12 protein-coding genes are annotated in these 16,889 nt (G+C 66.7%); 5 read left to right on the top strand and 7 right to left on the bottom strand.

From position 1 onward, the window contains the following. The first annotated feature begins 52 nt into the window (after positions 1-52). The gene (locus ACQEVC_RS10710; RefSeq protein WP_432875793.1) at positions 53-496 is read left to right on the top strand and encodes a hypothetical protein; all 444 of its coding nucleotides are present in this window, start codon (positions 53-55) and stop codon (positions 494-496) included. Positions 497-523: 27 nt separating this feature from the next. After that, on the top strand, positions 524-1,384 hold the full coding sequence (locus ACQEVC_RS10705) for a site-specific integrase (RefSeq protein ID WP_432875790.1): 861 nt from the start codon (positions 524-526) through the stop codon (positions 1,382-1,384). 221 nt (positions 1,385-1,605) lie between these two features. On the opposite strand, the gene ACQEVC_RS10700 is transcribed toward ACQEVC_RS10705, so the two are convergent. Next, the gene (locus ACQEVC_RS10700) at positions 1,606-2,274 is read right to left on the bottom strand and encodes a DUF3800 domain-containing protein (protein ID WP_432875787.1); all 669 of its coding nucleotides are present in this window, start codon (positions 2,272-2,274) and stop codon (positions 1,606-1,608) included. A 1,119-nt stretch (positions 2,275-3,393) separates the two neighbouring features. Between ACQEVC_RS10700 and ACQEVC_RS10695 the strand changes: the two genes are divergently transcribed. The 3 genes from ACQEVC_RS10695 to ACQEVC_RS10685 all read left to right on the top strand — a co-directional run bounded on the left by ACQEVC_RS10695 (position 3,394) and on the right by ACQEVC_RS10685 (position 5,746). Further along, complete coding sequence (locus ACQEVC_RS10695) at positions 3,394-3,579, top strand: hypothetical protein (protein WP_432875785.1); 186 nt, start codon at positions 3,394-3,396, stop codon at positions 3,577-3,579. A gap of 26 nt (positions 3,580-3,605) precedes the next feature. Beyond that, positions 3,606-4,550, top strand: coding sequence for a hypothetical protein (locus tag ACQEVC_RS10690; protein ID WP_432875782.1), 945 nt, complete (start codon positions 3,606-3,608; stop codon positions 4,548-4,550). A gap of 176 nt (positions 4,551-4,726) precedes the next feature. Beyond that, positions 4,727-5,746 (top strand): endonuclease NucS domain-containing protein, encoded by a 1,020-nt coding sequence (locus ACQEVC_RS10685; protein WP_432875779.1) that lies wholly within the window; start codon positions 4,727-4,729, stop codon positions 5,744-5,746. A 285-nt stretch (positions 5,747-6,031) separates the two neighbouring features. Here the strand turns inward: ACQEVC_RS10685 and ACQEVC_RS10680 are convergent, their stop codons facing one another. From ACQEVC_RS10680 to ACQEVC_RS10655, 6 genes are all read right to left on the bottom strand, one after another. Continuing rightward, on the bottom strand, positions 6,032-6,847 hold the full coding sequence (locus tag ACQEVC_RS10680; protein ID WP_432875776.1) for a hypothetical protein: 816 nt from the start codon (positions 6,845-6,847) through the stop codon (positions 6,032-6,034). 623 nt (positions 6,848-7,470) lie between these two features. Beyond that, positions 7,471-8,433, bottom strand: a complete 963-nt coding sequence (locus ACQEVC_RS10675) for an endonuclease/exonuclease/phosphatase family protein (protein WP_432875773.1) — start codon at positions 8,431-8,433, stop codon at positions 7,471-7,473. A 283-nt stretch (positions 8,434-8,716) separates the two neighbouring features. Next, positions 8,717-8,839, bottom strand: coding sequence for an OST-HTH/LOTUS domain-containing protein (locus ACQEVC_RS10670; RefSeq protein WP_432875771.1), 123 nt, complete (start codon positions 8,837-8,839; stop codon positions 8,717-8,719). Beyond that, positions 8,836-9,111, bottom strand: coding sequence for a hypothetical protein (locus ACQEVC_RS10665; RefSeq protein ID WP_432891275.1), 276 nt, complete (start codon positions 9,109-9,111; stop codon positions 8,836-8,838). The genes ACQEVC_RS10670 and ACQEVC_RS10665 overlap by 4 nt, the downstream gene beginning before the upstream one ends. Positions 9,112-9,325: 214 nt before the next feature. Continuing rightward, positions 9,326-9,841 (bottom strand): hypothetical protein, encoded by a 516-nt coding sequence (locus tag ACQEVC_RS10660; RefSeq protein WP_432875768.1) that lies wholly within the window; start codon positions 9,839-9,841, stop codon positions 9,326-9,328. Continuing rightward, a complete protein-coding gene (locus ACQEVC_RS10655; RefSeq protein ID WP_432875766.1) occupies positions 9,835-16,752 on the bottom strand; it encodes a polymorphic toxin-type HINT domain-containing protein in 6,918 nt (2,305 codons plus the stop codon). The genes ACQEVC_RS10660 and ACQEVC_RS10655 overlap by 7 nt, the downstream gene beginning before the upstream one ends. Between the last annotated feature and the right edge of the window lie 137 nt (positions 16,753-16,889).

The following is a 16,889-nucleotide window of genomic DNA, read 5'->3' as shown; positions in this document are numbered from 1 at the left end:
GAACCACGGCAGCTGGTACTTCCACTGTTCGGTCCGCAATGTGCTGGGCAGGATGGAGCGGGTCCGACGGGGCGGCTTCGAGTCCGCCGCCGCGGCGCAGCGGGCGCGGGACGATTTGCTGGCGCTGTCTCAGGAGGAGCAGGCCGGGCGGTCGTGGACGGTCGCCCGGTGGCTGCGGTACTGGCTGTCGGTCAAGACCGGGATCCGGCCGACGACACGGATGCACTACACCCGGGACGTGGAACGGTTCCTGATTCCGCATCTCGGCTCGCTCGTCCTGGGCGACCTGACCATCCGGCAGCTCAACGCGGCGTTCACCCAGATCGCGCTGACCCGCAACCGGCTCGGGCAGCCGCAGACGCCGTGCACCCTGCAGCATGTGAGAACCACACTGCGGGCGGCGTTGGGCGTCGCGGTCCGGGACGGGCTGATCAGGGACAACCCGGCGCGGGGGGTGGAGTTGCCCCACCCCGACCGGGTGCCGGCCCGGGTGTGAACCGACGGCCGGGTCGCCGAATGGCAGGTGTCCGGTGCGCGTCCGGTGGTGGCGGTGTGGACGCCCGCGCAGCTGGCGGAGTTCCTGCATTCCGTCCGCGACGACGGCCTGTATCCGCTGTGGTGGCTGATCGCCCTGCGCGGGCTGCGGCGAGGCGAGGCCGCCGGGCTGCGATGGTCGGAAATCGACCTGCGGGGACGGGAGTTGTCGGTGGTGCGGCAGCGGACCACCGCCGGCTACGAGGTGTACGAGGGGCCGCCGAAGTCCGCAGCCAGCCGACGGACCGTCGCCCTGGACAAGCACACCGTGGCGGTGTTACGTCAGCACGCCCACCGGCAGCGGACCCACCGGAAGACGCGGGCCGTGGTCGGAAAGGTCTGCCACGACAGCGGCTACGTGTTCACCGGCCCGGACGGGATGCCGCTGCATCCCGGCTATCTCACCCAGCGCCTTCGGTTGCTCGTCGACCGGGCCGGACTGCCACCGATCCGGCTGCACGACCTGCGACACGGCGCCGCGACCCTGGCCCACGCCGCCGGCGCCGACCTGAAGATGGTCCAGGACCAGCTCGGGCACGCGAGCATGCGGTTCACCGCCGACGTCTACACCGCGGTGCTGCCCGACGCGCAACGGAAGACGGCCGAGGCGACCGCCCGGCTGGTGCTGGACGCCGCCAACACCCTGACCCAGCGGCGTCAGCGACGCGGCCGGGGCGTCAAGACCTGCGTTGAAACGCCGCCGCGAAACGGACGCGGCGGCTCGGTCAGGAAAAAGGCCGAGCGCCGGCCACCGTCGCGCAGCAGGTCATCGGACCGGCCGGACAACGCCGGTTCAGACCGGGGCGGCTCGTCGCGCCGTCGGCGCCGGGACCAGGGCGAGACGGCGTGATCCGGTAGATGCCACACCATTGCACGGGCCAGGCTGGCCTTCTGCTTCCCACCACATCGTCACATACGGCTAGATCGGCGAGACAGGTCGAGACGGATGGTTCAGGTGGACGGCGCCGGCCGGTAGCATGGGAGGTGACGCGACCCCGTCCGACGAAAGAGCCCCTGGGCTCTGGCGAGAGCCTAGTTGGGCGGGGGTTCGTGTCTGGTGGGACGACGCCGTCAGTAGTGGTAGCGGTCCCCCTTGGCCCACAGGTCGTACTCGTAGCGGATCTTCGACTCGATCAGCTTGTAGTAGGTGTCGTCGCCCCGCTCCCACCGTCGGGTGACCGCCCAGAGGCAGTAGTCGGCGGCTTGGAGCGCGACGTCGCTGGAGCACGGCCAGAACGCGAGGCTGCGCTTGACCCGGAAGCTGATGCACTGGGTCATGACGTCCTCGATGCCCTGCCGGAACGCCTTGCGGGTCTGCCTCGTGCCGAGTTCGGCCGCCACGATGAGCGCCTCGTCATCAGGGGAGAAGACCCGGGGTGCGACCCATTTCAGGTGGTAGAACCACGCGTACTGGAAGAACCTCGCCGCGCTCGCCCGGATGTGCGGCTGGGCCTTCGCCTTCTCCAGCAGGGTGACGTCGACCTGGAAGTCGAGGTCCGACAACGCGGTGTAGACGGCACGGCGGATCTCGTAGGAGTCGTTGGTGGCGTGGAAGTACGAGTCGAGGCCGTGGTTGCGGAAGGCCAGGTCGTCGCGAAGCGCGCCGAGGGTGGCGCGCAGTGTCCGCAGGTGCGGCTCGTCGATGACGAGGGTGGCGACGGCGAAGTACGTCGAGACGTTCGGCTTGCGGCTGAAGGTGAGGTCGCCGCTCTCATCGGAGAACAGGTAACGACGGGTCACGGGCGGGCTCCGGTACGACGGCGGGGGCAAGGGTCGATTGTAATGCGCAACAAGTCACCCTCCACTCACCAGCCGTCACGCGACCCGACGGTCAAACAGGGCCGAGAGAGGAGCGTTACGCGTCCGAGACTGCCCTCGCGTCCCACCCCGAGCAACGCCCGTGCGGCACGTCTGTGGATAACTCGCCTTGCTGTGGACAAGCGGGCACGTCTACCACCGATGTGGTAGGTGACCCGGCCGTTCCGGCAGGTGATGGCGCGTGGCCGAGGTCAGGGCAGGGGTCGCGGCGCCGACGACCTGGTCGCTCGCACCCGCGTCCGCCGATGATGGGACCTCGCTGAAGGAGGTACGGCCACGACTGGGGCAACCACCTGGGCGTTCCACAAAGGAGGCGTCGATGAGGCCGAGCCGACCCGACATCGTTCGGTAATCAATTGAGATCAGAACGTGAGACTTACCTCTAGCGACGACTCAGGCGCGGAAAGTAGAGTCCGACACTGTGGACGAAAGATACAAAGCCAGACGAGACCCGCGCTCGTCCGCCGTCCGGCGGCGGGACTCTAGACGGCCCCGCCGCCGAACGCCGGACTCAAGGGGTCACCCGTGACAGCGGGCGACCCCACCCCGCTCGCCTGAACCCATTCGGGCTGAGCCGGGACACCTTCCACATCAACTTCCAACACACTGCGTAGTTGATCGGTCGCTCTGCTCGATGTGTACGACCAGTACAACGGGTCAACCCCGCCGACCGCCACAGCACGGGCCCGAGTTTGACAAATCTCACGGCGGACCCCCTGTCCGGCCTGCTCGAACAATCCGACGATCTTCAACCCTTCACATTGATCAATTGAAAAATAATTGACCTATTTGGACGATGCAAGGTGGCCGTTCGCGTGACATCGGATGCCTACGCTTCACGTAGCGCTCGGTTGCCCGGTGGCTGATGACAGTCGGCCCCGGACTCTTGCCGGACCGGGCGCAGCCTGAACCCGATCGGCGCCCCGTGCTCGCCTGCGGCCGGGGCGCCCCATGCTGAAAGGGCGCGAGCAACCCGTGAAGACTCTGGTTTGTCTGCCACACCTCGAACCGCCGGCGCGGCGGCCGCACACCGGTGTAGCGGTGATCCTCATCGGCGGAACCTACGGGCTCACCCTGGCGATGCTGTTCCTCGGGATCGCGCCCGAGGTGTGCGTGGCGACCACCGCCGCCATCACCGCCCTCGCCGTACAGGCCACACGGTCCGTCCTCCCCTCCGACACCGGACACACCGTGTCCGGTCCGGCGGCCCAGCCGCCCCGTCCCTGATCGGAGCGCGCGCAATGGGGCGCCACATGAAACCGATCTCCGAGCGCAAACCCGCCAGACAACTCGCGATGAAACTGCGTGAGCTGAAGGGAGACATCCCCTACGCTCGGCTCGCCAAGTCCGTTCAAGTCAAGCCGAACACCCTGTCCACCATGGCTGACGGCACCTTCCGCGGCTGGCCCAGCGTGGAGCAGTTCCTCCTCGCCGTACAGAAGTGCGGCGGAGCCGTCACCGACGAGGATCGGAGCCAATGCCGCGCCTACCACAAGATCGCCGAAACACTCCACCGCGAGAGGAGCAGCACCACCCCAAGCCCGGCGCACGTCGGCGACACCCCTCCGTCGCCGCTGCCGCCGCTGACCGAGACCGTCGTCCTTGCCCCGCGTGGCGGCGAGGCCGACACCGAGGTCATCACCTTCACCCGCGAGGAACCCACACCCGCGTGCCCGGCCAGCCTCGCCCAGGCCCGCACCGTGCACGACCTCGTGGCCTCCCTGGTCGACCTCGTCGTCGACAAGCGGCTCGACATCGAGAGCTGGCGCCCACAGCGCAGGCGGCCATGGAGCACCGGCCGCACCGGCACTCCCGAGTGGGAGGTCCTCACCGGCCGCCGGCCCCCTACCCTGCCCCTCGTGGTGTCCATCGTGCGCGAGTGCGGCGGTGGCCCCGCGGACACCTCCCGCTGGGAACAGCAGTGGAACCGGATCGTCGCACCCCACGGACGGTTCGTCGGCACCGCATCCCCACCGCAGCGATCCCGGGGCTCGGAACCGGAGATCGCCCTCACCACCATCCAGCCCGTCGACGACGACCTGCAACGCATCCGCGATCGCCTCGCCGCCACCTCCGATGGCCGGGCCGCCCATCCCAGCCGGCCGCCACTACGGCGCAGACTCAGCAACATCCGGGTCGACCGACGCCTCACCCGACGAACACCGGGCGCGACAACCGACCAGGACCTCGACCAGTGACCGCAGGCGCCGCCGGAAACCCGGCCGCAGGTGGCGCCTGCCAGAACCACGGCTCGCCGGCACCCCACACCCGGATCGCGACCGTCGCGACCCGGCTGTGCCCGCTCCGGGTCAGCACGCACGCCAGAACCTCCGGCAGCTCAACCATCCGACCAGCTCACCAGGAGGCACCGCGGATGCCTGACGAGATCATGTTCACCGTCGACGGCGTCGATGCGTTACCGGCACAGCGGATCTCGCTGACCGAGGCCGGCTTACTGGAGCGCCAACACCTCCAGCAATGGGTCATCGACCACCCCGAACTCATCGACAGCGGCATGAAGGTCGTCACCTTCGAATACGGCCGATGGGTGGCAGCCGGTGGTACGCCGACGGCTGACCGGCTCGACGTGCTGGGCCTGGACCGCACCGGACGGCTCGTCGTCGTCGAACTCAAGCGGGACCGCGCCCCGGACACCGTCACGATGCAGGCGATCAACTACGCCGCCATGGCCCGCCTGTTCAGCCTCGACACCCTCGCCGAGGTCCACGCCGCGCACCTCGGCGGCGACACCCCCACCGACGAGGCGCTGGCACACCTCAAGGAATGGGCCGAAGGGGTTTGCGACGAGACACTACGCACGCCACGGATCATCCTCATGGCCGGCGACTTCGGCCCCACCCTCACCAACACCGCCCTCTACCTGTATGAGTCCGGCATCGACATCCGACTCATCCGCTACCAGCTCTACCGCACCAACACAGGAGAGACCGTCCTGTCCGTGGCGCAGCTGCTACCGGTCCCCGACGCCGAGGAGTACATGGTCCGGCCCCGCTCGAGCAGCGGCACCCGGGTCGCCACACAGACCGCCAAGGCCCGCCGGGCCTCCGCCGTGCAGCGGCTCATCGCCCACAAGACCATCGCCGACGGCACCGAGCTGACCATCGTCGTACCCGACCAGGTCGGCCAGGACCGCGACACCATCCGCACCTGGCTGGCAGCACACCCCGACCACGCCCGCGTCCGCTGGCACAACGACATCTCCGCGCCCGCCGAATGGGCACACGACGGCGCACGCTGGCGGCTGAGCGCCCTCATCAGCCACATCATCGAGACCGCGACCGGGCAGCCGCCCAAAGCCCAGGTCTGGGCCCAGAGCTGGCTCCGTGACAAGGACGGACGCACGCTTCACCACCTCGCCGAGCCGCTGCCATAGATCCGCAGGACGATTCGCCCCTACCCAGGCTCATCCCCTGCGCCAGACGTGGATGCGACCACAGTCAGGGACGCTGCTGTACCGTCACCTGCAGCGGCAAGGCCGAACCCACCGCCGCAAACACGGCCTCGCCGCCGGTACCCACCGACGTCCGCAGAGCAGCCGCCGTCCGCCTACCCGCGTGGCAATGCGCCGGCATCCCTTCAAGGGTTCGGCTGGGTGAAGAAACGTCGAGGAGGTCGCAACGGCGTGGCTGCAGACCGATTGGCCGACGAGGTGGCGCCTCTACCCGTCGTCCCCGGCGGCCACGACCTGACCGACCCCGGGTTGCCCGCTGCGGGCGAGCACGATAAGCCGCAACCGCCGGATCCCCTGATCGAACTCCTTGTCCGCTGAGTCGCTGTTCCCCGGTAAGGCTGCGAATGCGTCTGCCGCCTCATCGAGCGCCTCCAGCACGGCCGCCGCTTCAGCAACGACAGGGCTCTTCGCCAGACGAACCCGGTCGTCGGAAACCCATCGGCGGGCCGCCTGCTGCTCAGCGGCGTCGACGAACATGAGGTACTCGACGTCCTCCGGCGCGATGCCGAGATCGGCCGACCAACCGGTCACCAGCTGCAGATACCAGGTGTAGTCGTGCACGCGCCAGGCGAGGCGTATCCGACAGCCCGCATACTGGCGCAGCCACCCGCACACCAAGCTGTCGAGCACCAGTGCCGGCGATGACTGTGGGCTTGGACTGAAGAACAGGTACTTGGTCGCAAACGAGACGCCGAGGTGACGCAGACGATTGGCGCTGAACCAGGCGAAAGCCTCCGCCCCACCCTCACCGGCGACCCGCTGCGCCGCTTCACGCAGCACACGTGGAGCCTGCGGGTTCTCTCGCAAGATCCGTTCGGTCCGAAATGCGCCGTACCCGACCGGCCCGTGCCCCCACACCATCGCCGCCAGAAACGCGCGCAGACACTCGGCTTCCCCATCCGCAGCGAGCCGCCCGTACCTGGCGACCGCCGGACGGTCTAGGCGATCAGGCAACGCGACGAAGAAGTCGTGGAACTCCGGCAACCGCTTCTGCCAAGCGCGCCGGCTCCATGCTGTCGCCACCTGCGGAGGCCGACCACCCGCGTCCCACTGCGAGAACCGGATCTGGAGTCGTTTCGGCACACGCCTGGCAACGTCTGGGCTCACCGTGCGATCGTGTCACGTCACCGCAGCTTGGTGTCCACACAGGCCGTTGCGTTTCCCGAGCCGCGTATCCAGACCTACGAACGGTGCTGGTCGGCAGCCTCGTCCGGCCGTAAACAGTTCGGCACGGTCTTGTCGGTGCGGTAGACCTCCCGGCGGTCAACCCTGCTCCCCAGGGTCGAGCAGCGCGACCGGAGCCGCGCGACCGTGGCGACCTTGGCTGAGGGCTCACCGGAGCGGGCGTCTCCGACGAGTTCGTCGATACAGCCGAACCGGTTGTCTGCTCAAAGGCCCCGCCGCGAGCGCCGTCTCCTACGGTACCGCGAGTATTGGGAAGCAGCGGTGCCCACAGCGATACGGCACTCAGCCCCGGAAGGCCCCGCGAGCCGTCGCGGTCGGCGCACGGCCCGACGATTCGCAATCTGAGCGCGTCCAGCTGCGGCTCCGGCGGCAACATGGACAATCCGACGGTTCGAAAGGCCCACCCCCGTACATGCCGAACAGTCCACGCCGCCCGGCCGGCCACCGCGGCGCTGGTCGTCTCAGATGTCGAGGTCCGCGAGCACTGGAGCGTGATCGGAGTCGCCGGCCTGTCTGCGTATCTCGGGATCGTCTCCGATCGACGTCAGGCCCGCCGCAGCTATGGTGCCTGCGGCGGCGATTCTCTTGTGCAGAGCGTGGCTAACCATGATGTGGTCGATGAGTTCCCGGCGGCCCTGGTAGACACGGGAGAACCGCTGTGATTCGGCGATCATCGCAGCGATGTTCCACAGCCGGTGGTTGTCGCCCTTGTCCGGCCGATCCGCCCCCGCCGTGCCGAACTCGGACCCTGGTGGACCCAGCAGGATCTGGGTGGTCGCGGCCTGGACCTCGTCGTTGAGATCACCGCACAACACCAGCCGCCGCTGCGTCCCAAATCCGTCGAGCAGTTCGTCGACCAGCCTGCGGACCGTCACCGCCTCAGCGGCCCGGCGGTTGAGCGCGTAGGCGGCGGTCCGGGCCCGCTCGGCCTCGTCACGCGGCTGGAACCGACTCCTGCCGGGCGGGGCAGGATACGACAACAGTTTCGACTTCAGATGGCAGGTGACGAAGAGCAGCCCGGCCCCGTCACCGCCTGCGTTGACGTGCACCGCGAGCGCGCCCCGCCCCATCGCCGTGACCGGAGTCCCAGTGTCGTCGGCGTGCACCGGCGCCAGATCGGCCGGGAACGCGGCCACGTCCGCGGCCACCTCCAGCGGTAATCGGCTGATAACCGCCACCCGGATCGGGTGACGGATGTCGAAATGACCAGACGTGACCGTGTGCCAGTCCCCGTTCAGCGCGGTGACAAGATCCTCTAACGCATCCGGATCCCCGACCTCCTGCAGACCCACCAGAGTCGGACCAGCGGAGTTGATCGTCAACGCCAACGCCTCGATCTTGGCCTGGTAGGTCGCCGCCGTGTCCGGCCCGAACTCGTCCCCGGGCCGGAATAGGTTTTCTACGTTCCAGGTCATCACCAGCATCGCGCAGCCCCGTCCAGATCGGCCGACAATCCGGCGAACAGTAACGCCGAAGGCCGTTCACTGCAGTCAAGATGGCGACCCGCCCCTGGACGATGGTTGTTCGACGTCAGCTGCCACGGGTGTCGTCGGAAGCGACCCTGGTGCGGCGGGGTGTTGGGGTGGCGCGTTCGGGTGTGGGGTGGCGTCGGTCACGGGCCTAGACGACGGTGGGTTTCCGTCAGCGGGAACACGGCGATCGGCCTCGAACAGACCGGTAGCGGTGACCAGGTCGGTGAGTTTGACACTATCCGTAGGTGCGGGAGTCGAAGTCGGGTCGGGGCTGGGTCAGGAGGTGCCCGACGGCGGCGAGGTGGGCCCAGCCGTCATCGTCAGAGGCGGCTTCGATGGTGTCGCGGAGCAGGGTCACGAGGGTGGTGTCGTTTCTCGGCGGTCGGCGGGAGTGGGAGTTCGCCGTTTGACGACGGTGGTCTCGGCCGCTGCCTTCGGGTGATCGTAGGCGGAGGTTTTCGGTGTAGATGAACTTGTCGCCGGCTGCGACGAAGGACTGGGACGTCTTGCGGTCGCCGAAGCCGTAGACGGTGAGTCCGGATTCGCGGATGCGGGGGCCAGGCGGGTGAAGTCGCTGTCGCTGGACACGATGCAGAAGGCGTCGAGCCGGGCGGTGTAGAGCAGATCCATCGCGTCGGTGATCATAGCTGCGTCGGTGGCGTTCTGTCGATGGTGTAGGCGAAGTCTGAATCGGTCGAATCGTCTGCGCGAGAAGATAGCCCTTCCAGCCGCGTAACGTGGTGCCAGCTCAGTTGCCGTAGGCGCCGTCTCACATGGGCGGTGTCGAGCCGCGAGAGGGGGCTCGACAAACTGCTCGCCGGGCCACAAGTCGAGCTGTCATGGTTTAGTATTGACCCGAATGCAACGACGAGCGCTCAACCGGAACCGCAGCAGACTCCCACGTTGCTACAGTCGATAGAATTTCGCTATTACTTGCCTCCATGTAATCCGGAATTATCAAGCCAATATTCGCATCCACCGCATAGTACTCAATGATTTCGGCTACCCCAGTCAGCCGCGCACTCGGCGAGAGACCAATGCTCATCTCGAAACCTTCCGAGCCAGCCGCCACTGTCGCTCCTACAACGACCCACGCAGTCAATGAGCCCGGAACAGACCCGATTACTTCCCAATGAACACTGCGAATGCCGCGCATCACTATTATGCCCGTGTTACCCTTCAAAGAATCAAAGGCTGCCCGTTGCTCAAGGAGCACAGCCACCGTTGATCGAAGGGCATTAATTCTAATATCAAGCACCTGACACTCATGCAAGAGCCAGGTAGATCGCAAAGGATCAAGATCCGGTTCGATATCCGGTATGCCCGCCACTGGGTTCGACAAAAGCTCTCGTATCAACACGAAGACGTCCCTAACGTTTTTCCAGAAATGTGCGCGTACGGATCCGCCTTTCCGACTGTGGTCCTGCCGGTTACCGGATTCACCGTTTGTCCTGCCGCGTTTCGATATACAACATAGCCGTCGGAATTCCTAGGCGAAGGATCCATGACCCGAACACTTTTCACGTTCTTGTGCAGTCCTGGCGTACCCTCAGCAACATCGTAGCTACGCCCATAACCCCAATCCAGCGGTGATCCCGGAATTTGGCTGGCTCGAGCAACCCCAAGACGTTCACCATTCGGACCGGTCACGTAGATCCAGGGATCGTCGTTGTGGACGAGCACTGGTGTTTTGCCGGCTATCACATAGTACGTGTGGATGTCGTCGACCGTAAGGTTGTAGGCGGCTCCCCAGGTCTCGGTTGTGTCCAGCAGGCCGACGACCGGCACGCTTCCGCCTGTGGCGGTCAGGAGCAGGTCGCCGCGGTCGAGGTGTTGGGCGTCTTGCCATTGCTGGTCTGTGTGGTTCCAGAAGGGGTGGTCTTCGGTAGTTGTAATCTTGGTGTCGTTGGCCATCTTGAGGTCTACGAGTTGGTCCCCGTGCACCCAGACGTGGGTTACTTCACGCGGCCCGTGCTTCCGGGTTTCCGGATCGGTTGCGAGGACGAGGTCGCCGACCTTGATGTCTTCGATGCGTTTGGTGCTGCCATCGGCCATGAGGACCTGGGTGTCTGCCGCGAAGCTGCGGAAGCAGCTTCCTCCTGGCCGGGAACGGCCCCGGCCCTTACCGCCGGCGGGAGCCGATTGCAGGCTCTCGAACAGGCTGAAGAACGGATCTGAGGCCATGCGGTGCTCGTAATAGCCCAAGCCGTCGATCTGCCCGACCCACTCCGCGTTTTCGAGAGCCCACTGCGAGCACCAGTCGGCGTGTTCCTGGCAAATCCTAAAGCCTACGTAGTATTCCTTGTCCCCAAGGCCGAGCCCCGCACCGTCGATGGACCACTTGTTGATCGCGTCCTCGAGTGCCTTGCGGTCCGGCGCCCCGATTTGCTTGTCTCCGAGGATGATGGCCGGCTTCTTTTTCGGCGGCGGTTTCGGAGCACTGGGCTTTTTCTTAGCTACGCCCCACTTTTTGGTCTTCGGGTTCTTGGCGAGTTTGGTTCCCTTGCCGCCGCCGCTGCTCCAGTAGCGGTCCTCTTCGTAGCCGCCGTTGGTGGCGAGGGGTCTTTGTCCGTCGGGGTCGCTGAGGGTGCTGGGGTTGTTGTTGGCGTAGCTGTAGCCGTGCCACTGCTGCGGCTCGGTGAGGTCCATGACGGGATCCACGGAGATGAATCGTCCGATGACGGGGTCGTAGGCGCGGGCGCCGATGGTGGTGAGTCCGGTGGGGCTCATTGGTTTGTTGAGGAAGCCGCGGTTGTCGGGGTAGGTGGCGGTGGTGCCGCGGGGTGCGCCGTAGGGGGTGTATTGGCGCCAGGTGGGTGTTTGTGCGGTGTTGTTGAGGTAGAGGGTGGGGGTGCCTTGGTGGTCGGCGATGGCGAAGGTGTAGTTGGTGCCGGTGCCGGAGCGGATGCAGGTGCCGCCGCCGGGCAGGGCGTGGTATCGGTCGCCTTCGATGGTGCCGGTGGTGGTGTTGAGGGTGAGTTGTTGGCCGGGGAGGTAGAGGGTGGTCTTGCCGGGTTCCTTTTGCAGGAGGAGGTTGCCGTCGGCGTCGTAGGTGAAGGTGTTGGTGCCGCTGGTGCCGCCAGTGACGGTGACGAGTTTCCCGGCGTCGTCCCAGGTGAGGGTTTGGTTGCCTTCGGTGGCGTTGCGGCCGGTCATGTTGCCGGCGTTGTCGTAGGTATAGGCGCCGGTGCCGGTGGCGGCGCCGGTGGTGTTGGTGGCGGTGAGGGTGTGGGGTTTGTTCTGTCCGTTGCCGTCGTGGGTGTAGGTGGTGGTGGTGTCGTTGCCGCTGGTGAGGTTGCGTTCGGTCTGTTTGGTGCGGTTGCCGATGGCGTCGATTTCCCAGCTGGTCCAGTAGGCGCTGCCTTGGCCGATGTTGTTGCCGACCATGGTGCGGTTGCCGGGGGTGGGTGCGGTCGTGCAGTTGTCGGTGGCGGTCCAGGCTTCGGTGAGCCGGTTGAGGCCGTCGTAGCCGTAGCACTGGGTTTCGGCGGGGGTTGATGCGCCGTTGCGTTTGCTGGTCTTGCGGTTGATTTTGCCGTACAGGTCGTAGCGGTATTCCTGCTCGTCGAGGGGTGTGGCGGTGGTGCCGCTGGTGGCCTTGCTGACGAGTTGGTTGGTGAGTCGGCTGGTGTGTGTGTCGTAGGTGTTGGTGACCAGGGCGAAGTTGGTCGCGGTGCCGATCTTCTGCTGGTTGACCCGGCCCCACGCGTCGTAGGTGACGTCTTGTGTGTAGCCGGCGAGTCCGGCGAGGCTGACCGGTAGGTCGTACTGGTTGTAGCCGTGGCCGACGGTTTCCGCTGGCAGGCTGCCCTTGACCGGGTAGCTGTCGGTCAGGGGCAGGCCGAGGACGGTGTCGTAGGTGTGTCCGTAGACGTAGGAGCCGGCGAGGGCGCCTTCGGCGTCGGGGATGGTGATGGTGGCGCCGAGGCTGTTGCCGAAGACGTTGAATGCCTTCTGCTGGGTGGTGTAGGCGTGTCCGTCGCGGTAGGCGGTGGTGGTGGTGAGCTGGCCGATCGGGTTGGTGACCCCGGCGACGTTGTTGCTGTTGTCGTAGACCCACTTGGCCCGCTGGTTAGCTGGCGCCTGGTTGGTCAGGGTTGCGGCGTACTCGCCGGTCTTGCGGTTGAGGGCGTCGTAGGTGAACGACAGGGTCTTGCCGCGTGCGTCGGTGGTTTGCTGCAGGTTGTCGTTGGCGTCGTAGCTCATCGTGCCGGTGCCGGCGTCGGGGTCGGACTTGCTGACCACCTGGCCGAGCAGGTTGTACGTCGACGTCCACACGTTGCCGGCGGCGTCGGTCACCGTGGATTGGTTGCCGCGTGCGTCGTAGCCGTAGCTGCTGGTGGTTGTGGTGCCGCCGGTGACGGTGTACGTGCCGGTGAACGTGTCCGGCGGTGCGGTGACCGTCGGCCGGGACGTGTACTCGACCAGTTGTGTCTTGCGGTCGAGGGGGTCGGTGACGGTGGTGGCGACCGTGCCGCCGTCGGGTGGTACGACGGTGGTGCGGTCGCCGTGATACACGGTCGTTGTCGACGAGATGGTGACCCCGTCCTTCTTCGCTTCAACGACGACCGCTCGTCCGAGGCCGTCGTAGGTGGTGAAGGTCTGGTTCGGTACCTGCCTGCCGAGGTCCGCCGCCGACACGGGGTTGCTCACGATGGGCAGGCTGCCGGTGTCCCACCAGCCGTTGTAGGTGGCCCGGGTCCAGCCTCGGGTGTCGTAGAACGTGTCGGTGATCATCCGGCCGCCGTTTGGCGTATCCGCCTGTGTCTGTCGTTCCCGCAGCATAGCGTCGTACAAGGTCACCGAGGTCAGGTAGCCGTTGGAGCTGAGCAGGCTCCGGCTCGTCACCGCAGTGACACTGGTCTTCGACACCGTGTAGCTGAAAGTGTGATTCGCCAAGCTGGTCGTCGCCCGCGAGTGCAGCCAGACCGATGTGGCCCGGCCTACCGCGTCGTACTGCTGGCGGGTCACGACGCTGTTCGGGTCGGTGCTGGTCAGTGTGCTGCCGCGGCGTGGGTTCACCGTGGTTGTGGAGGTCTGCTGCAGGGCGTTGGTGCTCGATGCGCCGGTCGTCAGGCCCACGGCGTTCATGGTGTAGCCGAGGGTGGACTTGTTGCCGTTCGCGTCGAAGCTGTCCACCGACCGGCCGTAGCTGTCGAAGGTGCCGCGTGCGGTGGTCTGCCACACGTAGCCGTCGGCGGTGTGGTCCGTGGCCGTGCGGGTCATCGTCACGTTCCCCTTCGTGGGCGCGGACGCCTGGGGGAACGTCACGGCGAACGTCGTGTCGTCGTAGAAGATCCGTTCGGCCTTCACCACCTGGGCCGGCCGGCTCACCGACGCCGGGGCCGTCAGCGTGTTCACGCTGCCCGGCTCCGATGGCGGGCTGCCTGCGGTGAACCCGCCGCACGCCACGGCGACGGTCTCCACCTGAGATGGCAGACCGACCAGGTTCTTTCCCGTGTTGGCCGGGGCGTAGGTGTAGCTGGTGCACTGGTCAAACGTGGGGTTGGTCGGCACGGTGTAGGTGTAGGTGTGCTTGAGCGCGCCGAGAGTCGCGCTGGCGGTGTTCGCGTCGTAGCTGTGCTCCGTCGCCGTGTAACGCCACGTCGGTGTCGCGCCGCTGGTCACTGCTTTTCGGGTGTAGGTCTTGACCGGCTGTACCCACCGCGCCGTCAATGCCGACAGTCCGCTGCGTGTGCGGATGGCGGTGGCGCCGGACGCCCAGTACGAGGTGATCGTCGAGGAGTCGATGCGCCCGTTCTCGCCCAGGTACTCGGTGGTCTCCAGCACCCGGCCGGCGAACTCGTCGACGTCCTCGTGCACGCCACCGGCCGAGTCGGTCACGTTCACCACGGTTGTCGAGTTGTTCTTTGACATGCCCCGGTAGTAGGTGGCCTGCGACATAGTGCGGCGGTCGTTGACGCCGTCACCGGTGAACGTCTGTACCTTGCCGTAGCCGCGGAACTGGCCGTAGGTGCGGTACTTGGCCTTGACGACCTCGTTCTCGTCATACCGCCACGCCGCACCGTCGAGGTACTTGTAGCTGGTGGTCAGGGCCGGAGCGCCGCCGGTCGGGTCGGTGGACGTCACCCGCGTCACCGCATACTTGTGGAACCAGTCCCGGTGCGGGTCCACATACCCGTCCGGCGTCCAGTACGACGGGTAACACGACTTCGTGTTCGACGCCGGCGACTGGGTGACGGGGGCGGTGCACGGCACCGGCAGTTCATAGCTCGGGGCGATCACCGACCCGGTCTCGGTGGTGATCGCCGAGATCCGCTGCCGGTAGAACGACGGCAGCCCACCCGCGGTGTCGACCCGGTTGGCCAGCTTGATTCCGCTGAAGCTCACCGACGGCAACGTGATCGCCGCCGTCCCGCCCGCGCTGAGGTCGTGGCCGGTGCGGGTGATCGACGACAACCACAACGTCGGAGATGTGCCGTCGCCCGTCGCCGGCATCGTGTGGGTCAACGCGTACGAGTCGATCTTTTCGTGCTGGCTGGTGCCGGTGTTCCACTGCTGGGTTTCGATCGACGTCAACCGTACAGTGGAGAAGAACGACGGACTCCAGTTGTCGCAGTCCGTCCCTGAGGCGCAGATCAGATCGAAGGGCACGTCCGGCCAGTTCGCCTTGTTCGCCGCGTTCAACGGCTGACACGTCCCGGACAGACACCGGTCCCCGGTGTGGAACACCACCCGGTTCGGCACCGTCCCGTACGCCCCGCCATCGCGGAACCCGTAGTCGATCCGGCTCAGCCACGAGTCCCGGATGTAGGACACATCGGTCGCGCCCTTGTTCCGACCGTAGAAGTTGGTGTCCTGCCCGTAGTAGTACGCCATCGCGTTCCCATGGACATCGACCACATGGTCCAGGCTCCACCGGTACGCCATCGTGCACACCGACGCCGAGAAGCCCGCCGAGTCGTAACAGGGATCCCCCGCATGCGGCGAGTACACCGGCGTGTGGTCCACCGACTTCGTCTCAGGCTTCCCGGAGGTCCAGCCGGGTAGGCGGTTGCGGCCGAACTCGTAGACGGTCCCGTCACGCAGCGTCACCCGCCAATAGTCGGTGTTGTACGTGCCGGAACCGTTGTTCGAGTTCGTGACCCGGGTGATGACCTCACCGTTGTCCTGCTCCGGCTTCCAGATCTCCTTGCCTGCGTCCCACACCAACGCCGTCGACGACCCGTTCAGCGACATCGTCAACACCGGCCCGTCCCAGCACCGGTCGTACGTCTTTACCGGCGACGGTTCACCGCCGGGATCGTCCTGGCACGAGGCGAAGGTCTGCTCGATGAACGACCGACCTGTTGACCAGCCATCGCCGACCCACGACGCCTGCGCGTTCGTCGACGCCGTCTGGCCGTCCACGCTCGCCGAGTCGTACGACAGTTCCACCGTCGGTGCCAGGTCCGACGCCGCTGGCGGCACGGAGACCGGGTAGGAGTACGTGAACGAGCCCGTGCTTCCCCCGCCGGTCCAGGATCCTGACGGCTTCAGGTCGGTGGCCGCGTAGGTGCCGCCCTCGCCGCCCTCGTCACCCGCGTCCGCGACCGCCGCCAGCACCACCGTCGCGTCAGCGGCAGGCCGGGGGCCGCCTGCCGGCAGTGGTACCTGCGCCGACACCGACTGCGTCGACAGGTCGTTCGACGACACCAGCGGCGAGCCGGTCCGGCATGCGGCCACCTGCGGCGTCGTTAACGCGCACGCCGGAAGCCGAACGAGGCCCAGCCGCGAGCCGAAGTTGCCGCCGAACGCCTCCGCGAACCCAGCGTAGTCGACACCGACGCGCACCACGCCGGCTGCCTGCGCCGCTTCTGGCCGCAGCGACAGCAGCACACCGTCGACACCGGCGGCCTCGGCTGCGGCGCGATCCGCCACCCGCACCTCGACCAGGCCCGGTCCCTGATCGGAGTTATCGCGCGGGACCGGCTGCGCCCACACCGGCGTGCCGACGGCGCGCACCTTCGCCGGAGTCGCCGCCCGGGCAGAGGCGGCAGCGAGGTCCAGCCGGGACGCTGCCGCCTTCGGCCACACCGTTCGCGTGGGCCGGTAGGAGTCCTTCGCCGCGTTCGGCGGTGTCACGAACCTCGTCGGCAACGGCTTGACGCCCTTCACCGACGGACCCGGCGACGGAGAAGGCACCGACGGCTCCGGCTTGGCCCGCGCCGGCGTCGCGGTCAGCGTGCCCGCCAGCAGCGAACCAACGGCAACGAAAGCGATGGCGGTCCGTCCGAATGCGGACATGCCTGACCGGCCGAGCCTGCTCATGCAACCCCACCTCAGCGAAGATCGACACAAGCCACCGTTTGAGTGTTCGGATCGACACCCCCCGTGGCGCTGACAATCTTTCATGTCACTGCCCTCGCTTGGTAACGATGAGATAACGATGATCAAGCGCGCCGCCC

This window comes from Plantactinospora sp. CA-294935 (genome assembly GCF_050936445.1).
GTDB lineage: Bacteria > Actinomycetota > Actinomycetes > Mycobacteriales > Micromonosporaceae > Plantactinospora.
This window is presented reverse-complemented; position numbering and strand designations above follow the sequence as displayed.